We start from the raw sequence: 19568 nt of genomic DNA, 5'->3' as shown, positions 1-19568 counted from the left end.
TTAGGGGGAAGTATGCTGATCCGCTGGCGTGGCGGGTTGCAGCGCCAAAGTGATGGGAATGGTGACGTAGAACGTCGATCCCTTCTGTGATTCGCTTTGGACGGCCACGTCGCCGCCCAGCAATTGGGCCAGGCGCTTGCTCAGCGACAGCCCCAGGCCGGTGCCGCGCAGGCGCTTCTGGATGGGCGAGTCGATCTGCGTGTAGTCCTGGAAAATCGCGTGATGGAACTGGGAGGCAATGCCTATGCCGGTGTCTGACACCGCAAACTGTACCGAGTCTTCGCCGACGCGCGTGGCGCTCACACGGATCTCGCCGCGCAGCGTGAATTTCAGGGCATTGCTGATGAAGTTGCGCAGGATCTGCGCCAGCTTGCGGTCGTCCGAGAACAGCTTGGGCACGTCCACGGGTTCCTCGAAGATCAAGGTCACTTCCGGATTGACCGCGATGGGCTTGAACATGCCGCGCAGCGCCGAAAAAACGTCCACCATCTCGAACCACGCGGGCGACACCTCGATGCGCCCGGCCTCGAGCTTGGCCAGGTCCAGCAGGTCGTTGACCATGTCCGCGAACTCGGCCGAAGTGGTCTGGATGAAGCCCACCTGCTTGGCCTGCTCGTCGGTCAGCGGCCCGTCGACACGGTCCTGGAGAATGCGCGCAATGCTCTGGATCGCGCCTATGGGCGTTCTGAACTCATGGCTCATATAGGCGAGGAAACGGCTCTTGAGTTCGGTTGCCTGGCGCAGATGGTCCGCCTGGGAATCGAGTTCTGCATAGAGCGCGAGCACGCCGCGGTTGGTCTCCTCCAGTTCGGAGCGCAAGGCGACCAGCTCCGACTCGGCGGCGGCCAGCGCCCCCGCCAGGTCATCGCTGCGCTCGCTGGTGGTATCAGGGTCAAGTCCGGTCACGTCGTTCATGGGGTTTCCTAGTCGTCTCGACGCATCACCAGAACGGTGACGTCGTCCCGCCCGCGACCGTAGTCCCGGACCAGGACGGCAGCCGCCAGGGTGGGGTCCCGTCCTATGAGTGCTGTGATGGCTTGCGGCGGCCAGCGTGATTGCAGGCCGTCGCTGTGACACACTACCAGCGCATGCGCCGGCCAGTCCATTCTTGTTTCCTCCACGCGTCGCATCTGCACGCCCACCGTGCCATTTTGCGCGAGCACGGAGCGATTGAACACTCCGCTGACGATGCGCATCGCCACATTGCCCGCGCCCGCCGCCAGCAGGCTGTTGGTCTCGGCATCGAGCTGCGCGCGCGTCACCGCCGCGCCGCGGCTCATGCGCAAGATGACATGGGCTTCTTCCAGCGCCTCCTTCAGGCCGGCAAACGGTTGCTTGGCAAACAGATCGACCGCCGCCATGGATGCCTCGGCCGCATGCTCTCCGTGACCCAGTCCGTCGGCCACCAGCATGGCGGCGCGGTGCCCGTCGAACGCCACGCCCCAACTGTCGCCGCACACGGTCTCACCCGGCGCCGGCAGGGCCACCACGCCCCATTTGAATGCGCCCGTCCTGGCCGCTGCGGTTCGCAGGCGCGCCAGGATGACGGTGCCCTTGCCGACTTCGGAATGGACGTCGAAATCGGTCGCCAGCCGCTGCACCGCGCCCAGGCCCGTGCCCGGCGAGCCGGCCGTGGAAAAACCATCGCGCATGGCCTGTGACAGATCGCGTATGCCAGGGCCGTCGTCGACCGAGAGAATCTCGATCTCCGGTGCTTGCCCTTTGCGCGCGGCGATCCACAACTGGCCCTGGCGCGCATGCTTGCAGAGGTTGCTGCCCAGTTCGTTGACGATGATCGCGGCCTGGCCGCTGCGCACCTCGTCCATGCCTAACTCACGGCAGATCGCCGCGACATGCCGGCGCGCCTCGCCCACGCAACTCGGATCGTCCATCGCAAATGCGACGTGGCTCGCGCCCTGAACTACTTCCACCGGGTCACGCTGACGCAGGTGCCCACACCAACGGTCGATTCGATTTCAAATTCATGCACCAGTCGTTTGCTGCCGGACAGGCCCAGGCCCATGCCCTTGCCCGAGGTCCAGCCATCCTTGAGCGCCAGTCCCAGATCGGGAATGCCCGGCCCCTGGTCCTTGAAGCGCAGACGCAATCCCTGTTTGAGCATGTCGGTCACCAGCTCCCACTCCATCTCGCCGCCGCCGCCATACACCACGGTGTTGCGCGACAGCTCGCTGGCCGCGGTGATCATCTTGGTCTGATCGACCAGGGAGAACTTGAGCTGGACGACCAGCTTGCGGACCGCCTGGCGACAGGTCACGATGTCGGCTTCGTTGCGTAATGGCTCGACGCCCTGGGTGTCATTCGACAAGAGCGTCTCCCTCGGCGGACGCTTCGAGAAGCGCCAGTCCACGGGTGACATTGAGGGCCGTCTTCACGCCGTCCAGCGACAGACCGAGTTCCACCAGGGTGATCGCCACGGCGGGCTGCATGCCGACCACGACCGTCGTGGCATCGAGTATCTGCCCTATGCCCGAGATGCCGGCCAGCATGCGGCCGACAAACGAGTCGACGATCTCCAGCGCGGAGATGTCGATCAGCACGCCGTTGGCACCGGTCTTTGAAATCTGCTCGGCCAGGTCGTCCTGCAACGCCATCGCCGTCTGGTCTTCCATGTCGATCTGGATGGTAACGAGCAACGATCGCCCCATGCGCAAGATTGGGATGCGGTACATGGCCTCGAACCTATTTTGTCTTGGTGAAGGTATAGCCGTTGCGCTTGAGCGCCAGCGCGAGTGCGTCGGCGAGCGTGGCCTTGGAGGTCACGGACTGGAGGTCTATCCCCAGATGGACGATGGTCTGGGCGATCTGCGGGCGAATGCCGCTGATGATGCAGTCCGCGCCCATGAGGCGAATCGCCGTGACGGTCTTGAGCAGATGCTGGGCGACCAGGGTATCGACCGTGGGAACACCGGTGATGTCGATGATGGCCAGCGTCGATTCGGTGTCGACGATGCGCTGCAGCAGCGCCTCCATCACCAGCTGGGTGCGGTTGGAGTCCAGTGTGCCTATCATGGGCACGGCCAGCACGCCGTCCCACAGCTTGATCACGGGCGTGGACAGCTCGAGCAGCTCTTCCTGCTGGCGTGAAATCAGCTGCTCGCGCGAGCGCTGGTAGGCATCCATGGTCCATTGCGCCATCGTGTCGACCAGCGACGAAACCGCCGAAATGGCCTGCACCAATGCCAGGGTGTCGGAGGGCAGCTGTTTTTGCAGCGCGACAAAAATCGGCTGCTTCAGCGCCAGAACGAAAGCGCTGGTGTTGCCGGCCGTGGTGCCCTGGGCCGCACGCGAAGCGGACAGATTTTCCAGGGCCGCTTTCACCGGTTGCCAGGCAGCCGCGCCCGAGCCATGCGTCTGATTCGACTCGATTGCCGGCAGCAGCGTGGTCAAAATTGCACTGGCTTCAGCGCGCGCCTTGGGCGAGGCGCTTGCGGCCCCTGCGGCTGCCATCCAGCCATCCAAAACTGCCGAAGAATCGCCCTGCAAAAGCAGTGCAAAATTGTTATAGCTTGTACTCACAGTAGCCTCTTTAAGTTACTTCTGTTTACTGTCCGCCGAATTATGGGGCACGCTTGCGACGCGCCCTGTGCCGTACGCGCCGTGGCAGGAAAGTCGGCATCCCGGACTACAAAAACCGCTGGGAAAACGAAGCAAGGCGCTGTTCGCCGAACTCCAAAGATGGGCTACAGGCAGCGCCGTAGCGCAAGCCGCGCCGCGCTGGCGGCGGGCGTGCGGGGTAGTTGATGCGGCTCCGGTGGCTTTCAACCGCATTCTTTGTGCTGAAAAATTAAGCAGATACAATCTCGCCTCTTTTTCCCGCCTCCCTTTCCCAACCCACCTTCGTCGATGGCTGCGCTGCGCATTGGTCATATTCCGCTGGAAAACCGCTTGTTTGTCGCCCCGATGGCCGGGGTGACGGATCGGCCTTTCCGTCAGCTGTGCAAGGCGCTGGGCGCAGGCTATGCGGTCAGCGAAATGGTGACGTCGCGCAAGGACCTGTGGAACAGCCTCAAGACCTCGCGCCGCGCCAACCATGACGGCGAGCCCGGTCCCATCGCGGTGCAGATCGCGGGCACCGATGCCGAGATGATGGCCGATGCTGCGCGTTACAACGTGGACCGCGGCGCGCAGATCATCGACATCAACATGGGCTGCCCGGCCAAGAAGGTCTGCAACAAGTGGGCCGGCTCGGCGCTGATGCAAAACGAGAAGCTCGCCGTGGAGATCGCCCAGGCCGTGGTCGAGGCCTGCGCCCCGGCCAACGTGCCGGTGACGCTGAAAATGCGCACCGGCTGGAGCGACGACCACAGGAACGCCGAAGTGCTGGCGCGTGCATTCGAAGGCGTGGGCATACAGATGCTCACCGTGCACGGACGCACGCGCGAGCAGGGCTACAAAGGCTTTGCCGAGTACGACACGATTGCCGCGGTGAAGGCCGCGGTGCGCGTGCCCGTGGTCGCCAACGGCGACATCACCTCGCCCGAGAAGGCGCGCGATGTGCTGGCCTATACCGGCGCCGATGCGATCATGGTCGGCCGCGCGGCCCAGGGCCGGCCCTGGATCTTTCGCGAGATCGGCCATTTCCTGGCAACCGGCGAGCACATGGCGCCGCCGCTGGTGGTCGAGCTGCGCCGCCTGCTGCTCGACCATCTGCAGGACCACTACAGCCTCTACGGCGAAGGCACGGGCGTGCGCAGCGCGCGCAAGCACATCGCCTGGTACCTGCGCAGCCTGCCCGGGGGGGAGGCCTTGCGCCAACATATCAACACCATCGAAGACTGCGGCGTGCAATGGCAGGCCGTGGCCGACTACCTGGAGCAACTGGCCACGCAGATGGACCGGCTGCCGGCAGCGGCTGCGTACGACCAGGCCCAGCTTCAGGAAGAATCCGCAGGACAGACTGCATGAGCAACCAGAACATAGAACAAACCGTGCGCGACAGCCTCGAGAGCTATTTCCGCGACCTGGATGGCGAAGCGCCCAACGGCATGTATGACATGCTGCTGCGCGTCGTCGAGAAGCCGCTGCTCGAAGTGGTGATGAGCCAGGCCGACCACAACCAGTCCCGCGCCGCCGAATGGCTGGGCCTGAACCGCAACACCTTGCGCAAGAAGCTCGTCGAGCACCAATTGCTCTGAGCCGCGCAACCTCCTTCGAAGGCGGCCCGCCCGTGCCTGCCTTCCCCTGTTTCCTTTTGAAAATATCCCACCATGTCCCTCACCGCACTTCTTTCCGTCTCCGACAAGACCGGCATCGTTGAATTCGCCCAGGCCCTGCATGCCATGGGCGTGCGCCTGCTGTCGACCGGCGGCACCGCCAAGCTGCTCGCCGACAAGGGCCTGCCCGTGACCGAAGTGGCCGAAGTCACCGCGTTTCCGGAAATGCTCGACGGCCGCGTCAAGACCCTGCATCCCAAGGTCCACGGCGGCCTGCTCGCGCGCCGCGATGTGCCCGCCCACATGGCGGCGCTCAAGGAACACGGCATTGACACCATCGACCTGCTGGTCGTGAACCTGTACCCGTTCGAAGCCACCGTCGCCAAGCCCGGCTGCACGCTGGCCGACGCGATCGAGAACATCGACATCGGCGGCCCGGCCATGGTGCGTTCCGCCGCAAAGAACTGGGCCGATGTCGGCGTGCTGACCGATGCCTCGCAATACCCGGCCGTGCTGGCCGAACTGCAGGCCGCAGGCAAGCTGTCGCACAAGCTGCGCTTCGAACTGTCGGTCGCCGCGTTCAACCGCATCGCCCAGTACGACGGCGCGATCAGCGATTACCTGTCGAGCGTGAATTTCGAGGAAGACAAGCTGTCCGAGGAATATGTGCCCACGCGCGCCACGTTCCCCGGCCAGGCCAACAGCCAGTTCATCAAGGTGCAGGACCTGCGCTACGGCGAGAACAGCCACCAGCAGGCCGCCTGGTACCGCGACCTCGCACCCGCTGCCGGCTCGCTGGCCACGGGTGTGCAGCTGCAGGGCAAGGAACTGTCGTACAACAACATCGCCGACGCCGACGCCGCCTGGGAGTGCGTCAAGAGCTTCGAAGCCCCGGCCTGCGTGATCGTCAAGCACGCCAACCCCTGCGGCGTGGCCGTGGCCGGCAATGCGCATGACGCCTATGCCAAGGCCTTCCAGACCGACCCCACCAGCGCCTTCGGCGGCATCATCGCCTTCAACCGCACGGTCGATCTGGCCGCGGCCCAGGCCGTCGCCAAGCAGTTCACCGAAGTGCTGATGGCGCCCGACTTCACGCCCGAAGCGCTGGAAGTGTTCAAGTCCAAGGTCAATGTGCGCCTGATGAAGATCGCTCTGCCGGCCGACTACAACCAGGTGCGCAACGTGATCGAGACCAAGCGCGTGGGCTCGGGCATGCTGCTGCAGACCGCCGACAACCATGAACTGCAACTGGCCGATCTCAAGATCGTGACCGTCAAGCAGCCCACCCAGGAAGAACTGCAGGACCTGCTGTTCGCCTGGAAGGTCGCCAAGTACGTCAAGAGCAATGCCATCGTGTTCTGCAAGAACGGCATGACCATGGGCGTGGGCGCGGGCCAGATGAGCCGCCTCGACTCGGCGCGCATTGCCTCGATCAAGGCCGAGGCCGCCAAGCTGTCGCTGCAGCACACCGTGGTTGCGAGCGACGCGTTCTTCCCGTTCCGCGACGGACTCGACGTGGTGGTGGATGCAGGCGCGACCTGCGTGGCCCAGCCCGGCGGCTCGATGCGCGACCAGGAAGTCATTGACGCCGCCAACGAGCGCGGCGTGGCCATGGTCTTCACGGGCGTGCGCCACTTCCGTCATTGATCTGACGCGCTATGGTGCAGCCGCCTTCCCCTGCCTCCAGGCGCTGGCGCCGGGTGTGGCTGGGCGTGGCCGTCGCCATGGTGCCGGCGCTGTTTGCCTGGCTGGCCTGGCAAAGCCTGGTCAGCCGCAAGCCGCCACCGGCCGCGCCCGCAGCGCTCGCTGAGAAACCGGCTGCGCTGCCCGCGGCCAGCGAAGGCTGGGCGCTGGTGCAAAGCCAGTTCTGCCTGCGCTGCCACGGCATGCAGCAGACCCATGTGGGACCGGGCTTTGCGCAGATTGCCCAGCGCTACCGCAGCCGGCCCGACGCGCATGCATACCTGGAGCGCAAGATCCGCGAAGGCAGCGCGGGCGTCTGGGGGCGCAAGCTGATGCCGCGCCAGCCGGGCATCAGCGTGGCGCAGGCCCAGGCCATGGCGGCCTGGGTGCTGGAGCAGCCGGACCCGGCGCCCTGAACGAAAAAAGCCCCGCAGGCCAAAACCTGCGGGGCTTTTTCATGGGGCGCAGCGCTTACAGCGTCTTGAACACCGCGCGCGCGGCCTCGATGGTGCTGTCGATGTCCGCGTCGGTATGCGCGGCGCTCACGAAGCCGGCTTCGTAGAGCGCGGGCGCGAAGTAGTGGCCGCGCTCCAGCATGCCGTGGTAGAACTTGTTGAAGCGCTGGCCGTCGGTGCGCATCACTTCGGCGTAGGTCGTGGGCAGTTCGGGCAGGAAGAAGAAGCCGAACAGCCCGCCTTCATGGTCGCCGCAGAACGGCAGACCGGCTTCGTGCGCGGCTTGCGTGAGGCCCGTGATCAGGCGGCCGGTGCGCAGGTGCAGCTGTTCATGGAAGCCCGGCTGGCTGATCAGCTCGAGGGTCTTGAGGCCGCAGGCCGTGGCAATCGGGTTGCCCGACAGCGTGCCGGCCTGGTAGACCGGGCCCAGCGGCGAGAGCTTGGCCATGATTTCGCGGCGCGCGCCGAAGGCCGCCATCGGCATGCCGCCGCCAATCACCTTGCCCAGCACCGTGATGTCGGGTGCAAAGCCCGCAATATCCCTGGCGTAGACGCTTTGCGCGCAGCCCAGGGCCACGCGGAAACCGGTCATCACTTCGTCGTAGACCAGCAGCGCGCCGTGCTGCGTGCACAGCTCGCGGATGCGGCGCGTGAACTCTACGCTGGCGCGCACGAAGTTCATGTTGCCGGCAATCGGCTCTATCATCACGCAGGCCAGCTGCTCGCCGTAGAGCTGGAAAGCTTCTTCGAGCTGGGCGATGTCGTTGTACTCGAGCACCAGCGTGTCCTGCACGGCTTCGGGCGTGACGCCGGCGCTGGTCGCATTGCCGAACGTCGCCAGGCCCGAGCCGGCCTTGACCAGCAGCGCATCGGAGTGGCCGTGGTAGCAGCCGTTGAACTTGATGATCTTCTTGCGGCCCGTGAAGCCGCGCGCCAGGCGCATGGCGCTCATCGTCGCCTCGGTTCCCGAGCTGACCAGGCGCACCATTTCCATCGACGGCAGCAGCGCGATGAGCTTTTCGGCGAGCGTGACTTCGCGTTCGGTCGGCGCGCCGAAGCTGAAGCCGTCAAGCGCGGCTTCCTGCACGGCGGCCAGCACCTCGGCGTGGCCATGGCCCAGGATCATCGGGCCCCAGGAGCCGATGTAGTCGACGAACCGCTGGCCGTTGGCGTCCCAGAAATAGGCGCCCTGGGCGCGCTGCACGAAGCGCGGCGTGCCGCCCACGGCATTGAAGGCGCGCACCGGCGAATTGACGCCGCCGGGGATCACGGCCTTGGCGCGTTCGAACAGGGGAAGATTCAGGTCAGTGTTTTGTGTCATGGGGAGGCATCACAAAGCCCTCGAGGGGCAGTGGTTCATTCACCGAGCGGCCCAGCGGGGTCGCGGGCTGGGGCGCCGCTTCCTCGATTTCGGCCTCGGCATCGAGTTCGTCGTCCTCGGGCTGGGCCCAGAACATGCGATCGGGCAGGAAATGGCCCATGCCCGGGCGGAAACCGTTGTCCAGGCTGTGGTCCAGGTATTCGAGCGCTTCCTGCGTAGCGCTGATCAGGTCGTTGCCGCTGGCGACCAGCGCCGTGAGCGCGGCCGACAAGGTGTCGCCCGCGCCGCTGAACGAGCCGTCGAACATCTCGAAGCGGTGGCTGGCGAGCACGGCGTGCTGCGTGGTCAGAACGTTGTCGAGAAACTGCTCGGGCAGCGGAATGCCGGTGACCAGCACATAGGGCACGCCCAGCTCGTCGGCCGCCATCGCCAGGTCGCGCGCGCTCGGGCTGCGGCTCGCGTCCCAGTCGGGCAGCAGCCAGCGCCACAGCGTGCTGTGGTTTCCGACCAACACCGAAGTCTGCGGCAGCACCAGTTCGCGGAACGCGTCCAGGTATTGATCGAGCAGGTCGTCGCGCCACCAGGACAGCTCGGGCATGTAGCTGATGATGGGCAGATCGGGATAGTCGGAGGAGATCTCGGCGATCACGGCCAGGTTCTCGGGGCTGCCCGCGAAGCCGACCTTGATCGCGCGCACCGGCAGGTCCTCGAGCACCGTGCGCGCCTGTTCGTCGACGCAGTCGTCGGCAAACGCGTAATGCTCGAAAATGCGGCTGGTGTCGCGCACATAGGTGCCGGTGACCACGCCCAGCGGGTGGCCGCCGACCGAAGCGATGGTGGTGATGTCGGCCGTCAGGCCTCCCGCGCCGCTGGGGTCGCTGGCGTTGAAGACCAGCACGCACACCGGCTGCGCGACGTCGAAGTCTTCGGGCGCGGGTGCGCCCAGGGCGGTGGGTGGGGTGGGAGTTGTTGCCATGATGGGCCTTAGTTTGCCCCTGCGCCAATGCCTGGGAATGTCAGGGTGATGACTGGATACAATCGTTGCATTCTATGTGAAGGCCCTTTAAGCTGTGACGAACCCTAAGACTTGGATGTGTTTGATCTGCGGCTGGCTGTACCACGAAGAGCTCGGCTGTCCGGAACATGGCATTCCAGCGCAAACCCGCTGGGAGGACGTTCCGATGAACTGGACCTGTCCGGAATGCGCTGCCCGCAAGGAAGACTTCGAGATGGTTGAAATTTGAGCGCAGGGTGCACCTGTGCCGTGGTTTGACTGGGAGGCTCTCAAGTGACAACGACAGCGGACGCACCTTTGAAGGTGCTTGTGGTGGACGACAGCAACACCATACGGCGCAGTGCCGAAATTTTCTTGCGCCAGGGTGGCTATGAAGTGCTGCTCGCCGACGACGGCTATGACGCCTTGGCCAAGGTCAACGACCACCAGCCGCAGCTGATCTTCTGCGACATCCTGATGCCCAAGCTCGACGGCTACCAGACCTGCGCAATCATCAAGCGCAATGCGCGCTATGCCGATACGCCGGTGGTGATGCTTTCTTCCAAGGATGGCGTGTTCGACAAGGCCCGCGGCCGCATGGTCGGCTGTCAGGAATACCTGACCAAACCTTTTACCAAAGACCAGTTGCTGCAAGCCGTGCGGCAATTCGGCAAGATTTCCCAAGGAGCGATGTGATGGCTGTTCAGAAGGTGCTGGTCGTTGATGACTCGAAGACCGAGCTGATGTTTCTGACCGATCTGCTGCAGAAAAAAGGCATGCAGGTGCGCTGCGCGGAAAACGCCGAAGAGGCCTTTCGCAGCCTTGCCGAGGAAAAACCCGACCTGATCCTGATGGACGTGGTGATGCCGGGACAGAACGGCTTCCAGCTCACGCGGGCGATCACGCGCGACCCGCAATATGCCGACGTGCCCATCATCATGTGCACCAGCAAGAGCCAGGAAACCGACAAGGTCTGGGGTCTGCGCCAGGGCGCGCGCGCCTACATCACCAAACCCGTGGACCCGGCAGAGCTGCAGGCCAAGATCGACGCGCTGGGCTGAGCGGCGCTGCCCCATGGCCAATCGTGAAGCATTGAGACAATTGCATGCGCGGCTGGCCGCGCGCCTCCAGGCGGCACGCAGCGAAGGCGTGGCTGCGGCCAGCTGGCTGGCGGTCGAGGCAGGCGGCAGCCGCTATCTGATGCCGCTCGCGCATGCGGGCGAGATCTTTCCCTGGTCGGGCGTGCTGCGCGTGCCCTACACCCAGCCCTGGCTGATGGGCGTGGCCAACCTGCGCGGCACGCTGGTCGCCGTGGTCGATTTTCCCGGCCTGCAGGGCAAGGCCGTGGCGCGCAACGAAATGACGCTGGCCGATGCGAGCCTGCTGGCGTTCAATCCGGCGCTCGAAGTGCATGCGGCGCTGCTCGTGGACCGCCTGCTGGGCCTGCGCGGCGCGCAGAATTTCACGGGCATGCAGGATGCCCCGCTCGACGCTCCAGGCTACTGGGGCGCGACCTACTTCGACGAGGCCGGCGATTCCTGGCAGGAAATCGATCTGCAAAGCCTCGCGCAAGACCCTGAATTTCTCCATATCCGTGCCTGAGTTTTCCCCTGTGAGGCTGTGTCATGTCTTTTGCCCAGAAAATTGGAAAAATGTTTCAGCGCCGTTCCGCCGGCAGCGGCGAAGGGCTGAGCGATCAGCCTGACGCGGGCCTGGCGCAGGAACCCGCGCGCGAGGCGCCGGCCAGCCTCTACGGTGACAGTGGTCTCTCGGCTTACACCGACGAGGAGCAGCAGCTCAATGAAGAGCAGGTAGCGCTGCCGCTGCTGGGCCGCGCGCCCGCGGCGCAGCAGCAGCGCCGCCTGCTGATCATGCTCGCGGTCGGTGTGACCGTGCTGGCGTTGATGGCCGGCTGGGTGCTGCAACAGGCCGAGCGTTCGGCCCAGCAGCTGGCCGCCAACGGCCAGGCGCTGATGCAGTCGCAGCGGCTGGCCAAGTCGGCCTCGCAGGCGATGACCGGCAACAGCCAGGCGTTCGACGCGCTGCAGGAAAGCGCCGACGTGCTGGCGCGCAGCGTGCGCGCGCTCTCCAGCGGCGATGACGCGCTGGGCGTGCAGCCGCTGGGCTCCGAGTACGCCGATTCGCTCAAGGACATCACGCCGTTGATGGAGCGTGCCGAAAACAGCGCCAAGCAGGTGATGGCCCAGCGCCAGGTGCTGATGCAGGTCGGTGACGCGCTGCGCGCGGTGAACCGCCAGTCGTCCGAGCTGCTTGAAATCGCCGAAACGATTGCTTCGCTCAAGCTGCAGCAGGGCGCTTCGCCGGCCGAGATTTCGGCCGCCGGCCAGCTGGTGATGCTGACCCAGCGCATAGGCAAGTCGGCCAACGAATTCCAGACCACCGAAGGCGTGAGCCCCGAAGCCGTGTTCCTGCTGGGCAAGGATCTGGCCTCGTTCCGCGAAATCGCCGAGAGCCTGCTCAACGGCAGCAGCGAGCTGCGCCTGCCCGCGACGCGCGACGCGCAGACGCGTGAACAGCTGCAGGCGCTGATCGAGCTGTACGAAAAGACGCGTACCGACGCCAGCGCCATTCTGGGCAACCTGCAAGGCCTGGTGGCCGCGCGCGAAGGCCAGACGACGATCAACAACGACAGCGAAGCGCTGCGCCGCGGCCTCGAGGCGCTGCAGGTGCAGCTGCGTTCCACGGCAGGCCTGGGCGCGGGCCAGTTCGCGCTGCTGGGCCTGGTGGGCCTGTTCGTGCTGCTGTGCGGCGTGGGCATCTCGCGCGTGCAGCTGCTCGACAGCCGCAGCCGCCAGGGCGCGGCCGAACAGCAGCAGCGCGATGCGCGCCGCCAGGAGCACGAAGCCAAGCGCGTCAACGACGCCAACCAAGCGGCCATTTTGCGGCTCATGAACGAGCTGCAGTCGGTGGCCGAAGGCGACCTGACGCAGGAAGCCACCGTGACCGAAGACATCACGGGCGCGATTGCCGACTCGGTGAACTACACCGTGGAAGAACTGCGACTGCTGGTGGGCAGCGTGCAGAACACCGCGACGCGCGTGGCCCAGACCACGGCCCAGGTGGACAGCACCTCGACCGAACTGCTCGCGGCATCGACCGAACAGCTGCGCGAGATCCGCGAAACCGGCCGCTCGGTGCTCGACATGGCGACCCGCATCAACCAGGTGTCGGCCCAGGCCCAGGAATCGGCCGCGGTGGCGCGCCAGTCGCTGCAGGCCGCGGACGAAGGCCTGAAGGCGGTGCAGAACACCATCGGCGGCATGAACTCCATCCGTGACCAGATCCAGGACACCTCCAAGCGCATCAAGCGCCTGGGCGAGTCGTCGCAGGAGATCGGTGAAATCACCGAACTGATTTCCGACATTACCGAGCAGACCAACGTGCTGGCGCTCAACGCCGCCATCCAGGCCGCATCGGCCGGCGAAGCCGGCCGCGGCTTCTCGGTCGTGGCCGAGGAAGTGCAGCGCCTGGCCGAACGCTCGGCCGACGCGACGCGGCAGATCTCGGTGCTGGTGAAGGCGATTCAGACCGATACCCAGGATGCGGTCGCGGCCATGGAACGCTCGACCCAGGGCGTGGTGCAGGGCGCGCAGCTGTCCGATACCGCCGGTACGGCGCTGACCGAGATCGACAGCGTGTCGCGCCGCCTGGCCGAGCTGATCGAGCAGATCTCGCAATCGACTTCGCGCGAAGCCGATCTGGCCAACGGCGTGGCAGACAATATCCAGCATATTTTCGCGGTGACCGAGCAGACCGGCGAAGGCACGCGCAGTACGGCCCAACAGGTGCGCGAACTGTCGCACATGGCCGAGGAGCTGCGTCAGTCGGTCGCCCGCTTCAAGATCGCCTGAGGCGTTTCCCCTTTCCTACACCGGCGTTAGTCCGCCGCGGAGTTCCGCATGTCTTCCACTGACGCCTTCCTTCCCCACGCCGCCGAGAAAAACTCGGCCGATGCTGCGCAGGGCGAGCAGGATCTCGGACCCCTGGCATGGGTCATCGACGAGCTGCGCAAATCGCTGGAAGGCGCGGCCAAGTTGCTGGCGCGCTTCGCGCGCGAGGCCGAACTCGCTCCCGAGGGAGGTCAGGCCGCGCTCGACACGCTGGCCGTGCAGCAGGCGCTGCACCAGGTCGGCGGCGCGCTGGAGATGGTGGACCTGCGCGCCGCCGCGCGTCTGGTGCATGCGATGGAAGCCGCAGTGCTGCGGCTGGAGCAGGACCCCCAGCGCTGCACGGCCGAAGCGGCCAGCACGCTGGAGAACGCCAGCTTCGCCTTGCTCGAATACCTCGATACGCTGCTCGCCGGCCGGGCCGTGCCCGCGGTCGCGCTGTTTCCGCAATACCGCGCGGCGCAGGCGCTGGCCGGCAACGACAAGGTGCATCCGGCCGATCTGTGGCCTGCCGAGCGGCGCATGCGCGAGCCCGTGCTGCCCGAAAGCCCCCAGTCCCTGGCCTATGGGCCGCAGGCGCGGGCGCTGCTTGATGCCGGCGTGCTGGCGCTGGTCAAGACCGGCAATCCGGCGGCCGCGGCCCAGCTGCGCGCGACCTGCCTGGGCTTTGTCGCCGCGCAGACCGAGTCCGGCGCGCGCACGTTCTGGAAGATCGCCGCGGGCTTCTTCGATGCCTTTGCCCAGGGCCTGGTCAAGCCCGACCTCTACGCCAAGCGCGCCGCCTCGCGCGTGCTGATGCAGTACGCGGCCATGGCCAAGGGCGACAACCGCCTGCCCGAGCGACTGACGCAGGACCTGCTGTTCTTCTGCGCCCAGGCGGCCGAGCCGGCCGACGCCAGCGTCCAGGCGCCCGTGCTGCGCGCGGTGCGCGAGTCCTTTGGTCTGGCGCGCCACCCCCGCATCGACTACGAGCGGGCCCGCTTCGGCCGCTTCGATCCCGCGCTGCTGGCGCAGGCGCGCAAGCGCGTCGCCGCGGCGACCGACTGCTGGTCGGCGCTGGCCGGCGGCGACCGCAGCAAGATCAAGCCCGTGGTCGAGCAGTTCGGCCAGGTCTGCGATTCGCTCAACAAGCTCTACCCCGACAGCACCGGGCTGGCGCGCGCGCTGCAGCGCGTGATCGAATGGATGGCGCGCAGCGGCGAGCCGCCCGCGCCCGCGCTGGCGCTCGAAGTCGCGACCGCCATTCTTTATCTGCAGGCCGCGCTGGCCTCGCCCGAACTCGCCGACGAGTCGATGGCCGCGCATTCGGGCCGGCTCGCCCAGCGCCTGGACGAAGCGCGCCAGGGCATGGAGTCGCAGCCGCTAGAGCCCTGGATGGAAGACCTCTACCGCCATGTCAGCGACGGCCAGACCATGGGCAGCGTGGTCGGCGAACTGCGCGCCACGCTGGCCGAGGCCGAGCATCTGCTCGACCAGTTCTTCCGCCAGCCGGCCCAGGTAGAGGTGCTGGCCAAGGCAGCCCAGCATATGGCGCAGATGCGCGGCGTGCTGTCGGTGCTGGGGCTGGAGCAGGCCTGCCTGGCCGTGGTGCGCATGCGCGATACCGTCGAGCAGCTGATGCGCGACGAGATTCCCGCGGCGGATCAGCCGCAGGTGTTTGCACGGCTGGGCAACAATCTCGGCGCGCTGGGCTTTCTGATCGACATGCTCAGCTACCAGCGCAACCTGGCGCGCAAACTGTTCATCTACGACGAGCCGTCGGGCGAGCTGCGCATCATCATGGGCCGCAACCGCGTGCGCGCGACCGATGCGCCCGAAGAGCGCACGCAGCGCGTCGAAGCGCGCGCTCCCCAGCCCTTGCCGCCCGTGCTGCCGGTCGCCGCGCCGCCGGCGCCGGCGCCGGTCGCGGTCCAGCCGCCGCCGGTCGAAGCGCCGGCCCTTGCCGAGCCTGAACCTGCGCCCATGGCGCCCGCTGCGGCCGCTGCGGCCGCTGCGGCCGCGCCGCTGAGCGTGGCCGAAGAAGACACAGACGAGGAACTGCGCGGAATCTTCCTCGAGGAGGCGCGTGACGTCGTGCGCCAGGGCCTGGAAGACCTCGATGCGCTCAAGGGCGACGCCGCGCAATGGAATGCGCAGACCAGCCTGCGCCGCGTGTTCCACACGCTCAAGGGCAGCGCGCGCATGGTCGGACTCGACGAGTTCGGCGAAGCCGGCTGGGCCATGGAGCAGATGCTCAACGCCTGGCTGGGCGAACAAAAGCCCATGCCCGCCGCCTGGCAGTCGCTGGCGCGTGAGGCCCTGCACGCATTTTCGGCCTGGACCCAGGCGATTGCCGATGGCCAGGACCAGGAATGGTCGGCGACGCCGTTTCGCGCCGCGGCCGACGCGATGCGCCTCGAAGGCCAGCGCGCGCCCGTGGCGCTGCAGCCGTCGCTGCGGCGTCGCCAGCCGGAGCCCGTGGCCGAAGAATTGCTGCCCGCAGCGCAGGAAACGGACGCCGGCATAGAAACCGGCACCGCGCCGCAGCCCGATCTGCCGGGCGAGGTCGAGGAAATCGACTTTGCCGCATTTGAATCCGCGCTCCAGGCGAGCGAGCAATTGCCCGATGCCGCGCCCGTCGAAGCGCCGCAGCCCGAGCCTGAGCCCGCCGCCGAGGTGGCGGCGCAGCCCGTCGAGAGCGTCGAGCCCGCGGCCGAGCCTGAGCCCGCGGCCGAGACCGGCAACGAGTGGCTGGACGACACGCCCGGCTGGGACGATACCCAGATAGAGGAGGCGCTGCCCGAACCCACGCCCGAGCCCGCGCAGGCGCCGGCCGCCGCGGCCGAGCCGCTGGACGAAGGCTGGAACTGGGCGCCCGAGGCGCCTGCGACCGACGCCACGCGCGCGCAGGATGCGGTGGACGTACCGCCAGCCGAGCCGGTCATCGAACCCGAACCCGAGGTCGAGATCGCGGCACAGGGTGAAGCCGAAGTCGAGGCCGCAGCATCGCCGCAAGCGCTGTCCGAGCCGGCCGAGCCCGTGGACGACAACGTCAAGGTGATCGACGGCCTGCGCATCCATCTGCCGCTGTACAACGTCTATCTGAACGAAGCCGACGAATGGTCGCGCCGCCTCGATGTGGCGCTGCAGGAATGGGCGCTCGAAGCCCACCGGCCCCAGCCCGAGGAAGCCGTGGGCTGGGCGCATTCGCTGGCCGGCAGTTCCGCGACCGTGGGCTTCAAGGACCTGTCGCGGCTGTCGCGCGCGCTCGAGCATGCGCTGATGCATGTCAGGCCCCAGGGCTTCGGCGATGCCCAGCATCTGGCGGTGTTCCTGGCCGCGGCCAACGAGATCCGCCGCCTGCTGCACCAGTTCGCCGCGGGTTTTCTCAAGACGCCGTTGGCCTCCGTGGAAGAGGCGCTGCAGCAGGTGCTCGACAGCGAGATCGGCAGCGCCGTGGGCGAGGGCGCCATCGCCCAGGGACTCGACGCCGAAGATGCGATCTGGGCCCAGGAGCTGAGCGCCGACGCCGCGCCCGCGATTGATGCACCGCAGGCGGCCGAACCCGAATGTGCAGCCGAACTCGAACGCGAATCTGCGGCCGAACCCGAATCTGCGGCCGAACCCGTGCTGCAGCCGGCCATGGCCCTGGACAGCGCCATCGATGACGACATCGAAGTGCTGGACGCGCTCGATCCCGACCTGTTCCCTATCTTCGAGGAAGAGGCGGCCGAACTGCTGCCGGTGCTGGGCACGGCGCTGCGCGACTGGGCCGCGCATCCGCAGCGCCTCGAAGCGCGCAATGCCAGCCTGCGCGCGCTGCACACGCTCAAGGGCAGTGCGCGCCTGGCGGGCGCGATGCGCCTGGGCGAAATCACCCACCGGCTCGAGTCGGCGATTGAACACATAGACGCGCAGGAAGCGCAGGCCGCGCAGATCGAACCGCTGCTGGGCAGCTTCGACATCCTCAACGGCCATTTCGCGGCATTGCGCGCGCTCGGCGACGACATCGCCGCGGCGCCTGTCGCTGCGGCCGAGACGCCCGAGCCGGCGCGTGAACGCATTGAAGGCCTGCGCGCGCCGACCTTCACGCCTATCGTTCCGCTCACGGCCGCACGCTCGGCCTCGCAGCAGTCGGTGCGCGTGCGCGGCCAGCTGCTCGACCGGCTGATCAACCAGTCGGGCGAAGTGCTGATTGCACGCTCGCGTATCGATGCGCGCCTGGTGCAGGCGCGCGCCTCGCTTTACGACCTCAACGGCAACCTGGAGCGCCTGCGCCAGCAGCTGCGTGACATCGAAGTCCAGGCCGAGACGCAGATGCAGTCGCGGCTGGCGCTGTCCAAGGACTCCGCCGCGGGCTTCGATCCGCTGGAGTTCGACCGCTTCACGCGCGTGCAGGAACTCACGCGCATGATGGCCGAGTCGGTCAACGATGTGGCCACGGTGCAGCGCAATCTGCAGCGCGATCTGGCCGCGGCCGAAGACGACCTGGTCGCCCAGGGCCGCCAGGCGCGCGATCTGCAGCGCGACCTGCTGCGCACGCGCATGGTGGAATTCGACGCGATTTCCGAACGCCTTTACGCCGTGGTGCGCCAGACGTCCAAGGAAATGGGCAAGCAGGTGCGGCTCAACGTCGTCGGCGGCACGATTGAGATGGACCGCGGCGTGCTCGACCGCATGGTGCCGGCCTTCGAACACCTGCTGCGCAACTGCGTGGCCCATGGCATCGAGCTGCCCGCGCAGCGCCAGGCGCAGGGCAAGGATGCGATCGGCACTATCAGCGTGACGCTGCAGCACGAAGGCAACGATGTGCGCGTGCGTTTCGACGACGATGGCGCGGGCCTGGACCTCAAGCGCATCCAGGCCGTGGCCGTGGCGCGCGGCCTCGTGGCCGAAGATGCCGACATCACGGCCGAACAGGCCGGCCAGCTGATCTTCCAGCCGGGCTTCACGACGGCGAGCGAAGTCACGGGCGTGTCGGGGCGCGGCATAGGCATGGACGTGGTGCGCTCCGAAGTCAACGCGCTGGGCGGGCGCATCGAGACCCACAGCACGCCGGGCGCGGGCTCCTCGTTCGGCCTGGTGCTGCCGCTGACCACGGCGGTGACGCAGGTGGTGATGCTGCGCGTGGGCCAGTTCGCCGTGGGCGTTCCCGCCAACCTGGTGGAAATCGTGCGCCGCGTGCCTTTGGCGCCGCTGGAGCAGGCCTACCGCAGTGGTCAGCTTGAAGACGCTGCCAGCGGCGAAACGCTGCCGTTCTTCTGGGGCGGAGCGCTGTGGCAGTCGTCGCCGCAAAGCCTCGAAGACGTGGGCAAGACGCGCGCCGTGGTGATCTTCCGCAGCGCGGCCCAGCGGCTCGCATTGCATGTGGATGAAGTGCTGGGCAATCAGGAACTCGTGGTCAAGCCTCTGGGCCCGCAGCTCGCGCGTCTGCCGGGTCTGACCGGCATGTCGGTGCTGGCCTCGGGCGCGGTGGTGCTGATCTACAACCCGGTGGCGCTGGCCACCGTGTATGGCGAGCGGGTGCGCGAGCAGCTGCGCCGCCAGCCCGCGCGGGCGCCGCAGCCGCTGGCCGACGGCGATGGCGATGGCGTGGCGACGGTGCAGCCGCAGGCCGCGGGCGCGGGCGAGGTGCCGCTGGTGCTGGTGGTCGACGATTCGATCACCGTGCGCCGCGTGACCCAGCGCCTGCTGCAGCGCGAAGGCTATCGTGTCGAGGTCGCATCCGACGGCCTGCAGGCCCTTGAAAAACTGCAGGGCGCGCGCCCGGCTGTGGTGCTGTCCGACATCGAAATGCCGCGCATGGACGGCTTCGATCTGGCGCGCAACATCCGCGCCGATGCGCGGCTGCACGATCTGCCCATCATCATGATCACGTCACGCATTGCGCAAAAGCACCGCGAACATGCGCAGCAGATCGGCGTCAACCACTATCTGGGCAAGCCGTATTCGGATGAGGAACTGCTGAGCCTGGTGCAGCATTACGCTGCGTTGGCGATGGCTCATACCACGTCGGTTGCGTAAGTGATTGGCGCGGAGTGAACGGCTGAATAC

Annotated in this window: 17 protein-coding genes; 10 read left to right on the top strand and 7 right to left on the bottom strand. The window is 66.9% G+C overall.

Annotated elements, in window-relative coordinates; all coding sequences use genetic code 11:
* Genes ACSVDO_RS17620 through ACSVDO_RS17600 form a run of 5 tightly spaced genes read right to left on the bottom strand, consistent with a single transcriptional unit; the run spans nt 1 to nt 3537 of the window.
* Nucleotides 1–915, bottom strand: a complete 915-nt coding sequence (locus ACSVDO_RS17620) for a sensor histidine kinase (RefSeq protein WP_332534894.1) — start codon at nt 913–915, stop codon at nt 1–3.
* Nucleotides 916–923: 8 nt separating this feature from the next.
* The gene (locus tag ACSVDO_RS17615) at nt 924–1892 is read right to left on the bottom strand and encodes an ATP-binding SpoIIE family protein phosphatase (RefSeq protein WP_489593707.1); all 969 of its coding nucleotides are present in this window, start codon (nt 1890–1892) and stop codon (nt 924–926) included.
* Between the two features lie 29 nt (nt 1893–1921).
* Entirely contained in the window at nt 1922–2326 is a 405-nt protein-coding gene (locus ACSVDO_RS17610; protein ID WP_332534891.1) for an anti-sigma regulatory factor, read from the bottom strand.
* A complete protein-coding gene (locus tag ACSVDO_RS17605; protein WP_332534889.1) occupies nt 2316–2690 on the bottom strand; it encodes an STAS domain-containing protein in 375 nt (124 codons plus the stop codon). The genes ACSVDO_RS17610 and ACSVDO_RS17605 overlap by 11 nt, the downstream gene beginning before the upstream one ends.
* A gap of 10 nt (nt 2691–2700) precedes the next feature.
* Nucleotides 2701–3537: an STAS domain-containing protein gene (locus ACSVDO_RS17600; RefSeq protein ID WP_489593705.1), complete on the bottom strand. Its 837-nt coding sequence runs from the start codon at nt 3535–3537 to the stop codon at nt 2701–2703.
* Between the two features lie 327 nt (nt 3538–3864).
* Here ACSVDO_RS17600 and dusB point away from each other — a divergent pair, with 327 nt between their 5' ends.
* The 4 genes from dusB to ACSVDO_RS17580 all read left to right on the top strand — a co-directional run bounded on the left by dusB (nt 3865) and on the right by ACSVDO_RS17580 (nt 7273).
* The gene (gene dusB / locus ACSVDO_RS17595) at nt 3865–4926 is read left to right on the top strand and encodes a tRNA dihydrouridine synthase DusB (RefSeq protein WP_332534887.1); all 1062 of its coding nucleotides are present in this window, start codon (nt 3865–3867) and stop codon (nt 4924–4926) included.
* Nucleotides 4923–5156: a Fis family transcriptional regulator gene (locus ACSVDO_RS17590; protein WP_175502886.1), complete on the top strand. Its 234-nt coding sequence runs from the start codon at nt 4923–4925 to the stop codon at nt 5154–5156. Before dusB ends, ACSVDO_RS17590 begins: the two co-directional genes overlap by 4 nt.
* A gap of 72 nt (nt 5157–5228) precedes the next feature.
* Entirely contained in the window at nt 5229–6821 is a 1593-nt protein-coding gene (purH, locus tag ACSVDO_RS17585; protein WP_332534885.1) for a bifunctional phosphoribosylaminoimidazolecarboxamide formyltransferase/IMP cyclohydrolase, read from the top strand.
* 11 nt (nt 6822–6832) lie between these two features.
* A complete protein-coding gene (locus tag ACSVDO_RS17580) occupies nt 6833–7273 on the top strand; it encodes a c-type cytochrome (protein ID WP_489593703.1) in 441 nt (146 codons plus the stop codon).
* A 55-nt stretch (nt 7274–7328) separates the two neighbouring features.
* Here ACSVDO_RS17580 and hemL read toward each other — a convergent pair whose 3' ends face one another.
* Together hemL and thiD are read right to left on the bottom strand one after the other, a co-directional pair.
* Nucleotides 7329–8633, bottom strand: coding sequence for a glutamate-1-semialdehyde 2,1-aminomutase (hemL, locus tag ACSVDO_RS17575; protein WP_332534882.1), 1305 nt, complete (start codon nt 8631–8633; stop codon nt 7329–7331).
* Nucleotides 8617–9609 carry a bifunctional hydroxymethylpyrimidine kinase/phosphomethylpyrimidine kinase gene (thiD, locus tag ACSVDO_RS17570; protein ID WP_332534880.1) on the bottom strand — a complete coding sequence of 331 codons (993 nt, stop codon included), beginning with the start codon at nt 9607–9609 and terminating at the stop codon, nt 8617–8619. The genes hemL and thiD overlap by 17 nt, the downstream gene beginning before the upstream one ends.
* A gap of 115 nt (nt 9610–9724) precedes the next feature.
* Here thiD and ACSVDO_RS17565 point away from each other — a divergent pair, with 115 nt between their 5' ends.
* Genes ACSVDO_RS17565 through ACSVDO_RS17540 form a run of 6 tightly spaced genes read left to right on the top strand, consistent with a single transcriptional unit; the run spans nt 9725 to nt 19538 of the window.
* Nucleotides 9725–9877, top strand: a complete 153-nt coding sequence (locus ACSVDO_RS17565; protein ID WP_159911299.1) for a rubredoxin — start codon at nt 9725–9727, stop codon at nt 9875–9877.
* A 44-nt stretch (nt 9878–9921) separates the two neighbouring features.
* Nucleotides 9922–10323, top strand: a complete 402-nt coding sequence (locus ACSVDO_RS17560) for a response regulator (RefSeq protein WP_332534879.1) — start codon at nt 9922–9924, stop codon at nt 10321–10323.
* Nucleotides 10323–10688, top strand: a complete 366-nt coding sequence (locus ACSVDO_RS17555) for a response regulator (protein ID WP_332534878.1) — start codon at nt 10323–10325, stop codon at nt 10686–10688. Before ACSVDO_RS17560 ends, ACSVDO_RS17555 begins: the two co-directional genes overlap by 1 nt.
* Nucleotides 10689–10701: 13 nt before the next feature.
* Complete coding sequence (locus tag ACSVDO_RS17550; protein ID WP_332534876.1) at nt 10702–11229, top strand: chemotaxis protein CheW; 528 nt, start codon at nt 10702–10704, stop codon at nt 11227–11229.
* Between the two features lie 23 nt (nt 11230–11252).
* Nucleotides 11253–13499, top strand: coding sequence for a methyl-accepting chemotaxis protein (locus ACSVDO_RS17545; RefSeq protein WP_332534874.1), 2247 nt, complete (start codon nt 11253–11255; stop codon nt 13497–13499).
* 48 nt (nt 13500–13547) lie between these two features.
* Entirely contained in the window at nt 13548–19538 is a 5991-nt protein-coding gene (locus ACSVDO_RS17540) for a hybrid sensor histidine kinase/response regulator (protein ID WP_489593697.1), read from the top strand.
* The last annotated feature ends 30 nt before the right edge of the window (nt 19539–19568 follow it).

This window comes from Comamonas sp. DB36 (assembly GCF_057914905.1).
Note: the sequence above shows the minus strand (reverse complement) of the source record. Positions and strands in the feature narration are given on the sequence as shown.

What these genes read in the sequence shown, in the direction of transcription:
- dusB (WP_332534887.1), top strand. Translation starts at nt 3,865, where the DNA reads ATGGCTGCGCTGCGCATTGGTCATATTCCGCTGGAAAACCGCTTGTTT.
- ACSVDO_RS17555 (WP_332534878.1), top strand. Translation starts at nt 10,323, where the DNA reads ATGGCTGTTCAGAAGGTGCTGGTCGTTGATGACTCGAAGACCGAGCTG.
- hemL (WP_332534882.1), bottom strand. Translation starts at nt 8,633, where the DNA reads ATGACACAAAACACTGACCTGAATCTTCCCCTGTTCGAACGCGCCAAG.
- ACSVDO_RS17615 (WP_489593707.1), bottom strand. Translation starts at nt 1,892, where the DNA reads ATGGACGATCCGAGTTGCGTGGGCGAGGCGCGCCGGCATGTCGCGGCG.
- purH (WP_332534885.1), top strand. Translation starts at nt 5,229, where the DNA reads ATGTCCCTCACCGCACTTCTTTCCGTCTCCGACAAGACCGGCATCGTT.
- ACSVDO_RS17620 (WP_332534894.1), bottom strand. Translation starts at nt 915, where the DNA reads ATGAACGACGTGACCGGACTTGACCCTGATACCACCAGCGAGCGCAGC.
- thiD (WP_332534880.1), bottom strand. Translation starts at nt 9,609, where the DNA reads ATGGCAACAACTCCCACCCCACCCACCGCCCTGGGCGCACCCGCGCCC.
- ACSVDO_RS17540 (WP_489593697.1), top strand. Translation starts at nt 13,548, where the DNA reads ATGTCTTCCACTGACGCCTTCCTTCCCCACGCCGCCGAGAAAAACTCG.
- ACSVDO_RS17590 (WP_175502886.1), top strand. Translation starts at nt 4,923, where the DNA reads ATGAGCAACCAGAACATAGAACAAACCGTGCGCGACAGCCTCGAGAGC.
- ACSVDO_RS17545 (WP_332534874.1), top strand. Translation starts at nt 11,253, where the DNA reads ATGTCTTTTGCCCAGAAAATTGGAAAAATGTTTCAGCGCCGTTCCGCC.
- ACSVDO_RS17605 (WP_332534889.1), bottom strand. Translation starts at nt 2,690, where the DNA reads ATGTACCGCATCCCAATCTTGCGCATGGGGCGATCGTTGCTCGTTACC.
- ACSVDO_RS17565 (WP_159911299.1), top strand. Translation starts at nt 9,725, where the DNA reads ATGTGTTTGATCTGCGGCTGGCTGTACCACGAAGAGCTCGGCTGTCCG.
- ACSVDO_RS17550 (WP_332534876.1), top strand. Translation starts at nt 10,702, where the DNA reads ATGGCCAATCGTGAAGCATTGAGACAATTGCATGCGCGGCTGGCCGCG.
- ACSVDO_RS17580 (WP_489593703.1), top strand. Translation starts at nt 6,833, where the DNA reads ATGGTGCAGCCGCCTTCCCCTGCCTCCAGGCGCTGGCGCCGGGTGTGG.